The sequence below is a fragment of the Mesorhizobium sp. M1A.F.Ca.IN.020.06.1.1 genome (assembly GCF_004023265.1).
Lineage (GTDB): Bacteria > Pseudomonadota > Alphaproteobacteria > Rhizobiales > Rhizobiaceae > Mesorhizobium.
In genome coordinates, this window is the sequence record NZ_RZSR01001520.1 from 1 (window position 1) to 835 (window position 835).

Annotated in this window: 1 protein-coding gene and 1 pseudogene; one reads left to right on the forward strand and one right to left on the reverse strand. The window is 62.8% G+C overall.

The genetic code is table 11. From position 1 onward, the window contains the following. On the forward strand, nt 1–206 hold a 206-nt coding region (locus EOA60_RS38520), incomplete at its 5' end, for a hypothetical protein (protein ID WP_206628434.1). Between the two features lie 3 nt (nt 207–209). On the opposite strand, the pseudogene EOA60_RS35260 reads toward EOA60_RS38520, so the two are convergent. Further along, nucleotides 210–536: pseudogene (locus EOA60_RS35260) on the reverse strand (transposase); the annotation flags it as partial. Nucleotides 537–835 lie beyond the last annotated feature (299 nt).

Genomic DNA, 835 nt, shown 5'->3' on the forward strand with positions numbered 1-835 from the left:
GTGAATCGAAGGGTATGGCGTTCGTCTTGGCAACGCTCCTCAAGCGTCGGTTCAAGGGGGGCATGCCGGGCGGCCTTGTCGAGCATTTGTCGGACCTTCAACCCGCGGTCCTTGCCGAGATGGTTGATCGGCTGCCTGGAGCCAAGAGCGTCGAAGAAGTCCTTGGGAGCCACATGCCTTCTCGGACGCACGGCTACGGCAACTAAGAGTTAGACCGGAGCCTTCTCCCAGATCAAATCCGGCGGCCTGTTGCCCTGCCAGTAGCCGCAGAGGAACCGCGAGGTCGGCCGAGACAGCGCCTTGCGCAGGACGCTGAACGTCTGGCTTCGGTTGCCGTGGTAGCGCGTGTCCTCGCGCCAGGCGAGCTCGGCGACGTACCAGTCGAAGTACTTGAGCGAGAAGCGGTGGTGGATGCCGACATAGGCCCGCTGCACGCGCGAGAAGAAGCTCTCGATCTGGTCGGTGTCGGTGCCGTCCTCGGCCTGGTAGGCCTTGGAGTGGTTCACCCGCTCCATCCTATTGAGACCGACGATGTCGTTGTAGCTGGCGTGCTAGTCGGCGATCACGGTGGCGTTGCGCGAAACGTGGTCGCGCACGGCCGCCCAGCAGCTCGGCTTTGTTTGCAACGGCAAAGCAAACGGGGGCAGAAAGGCCCCATGCGAGGTCAATCCGGCGGCGAGGATTTCGAACTGCTCTTCCAGGGGGGGGTCGGATTATCTTATTCTCCTAAGGCAGTAGTGCTGCCAAGGCGCGAGCCCGATATTCCGGCTGGACAAGTCCGTCGGCAAGGGCAGCGAGGCGCCATTGTAGCTCGGGCTCAAGCGCTGCTACACCC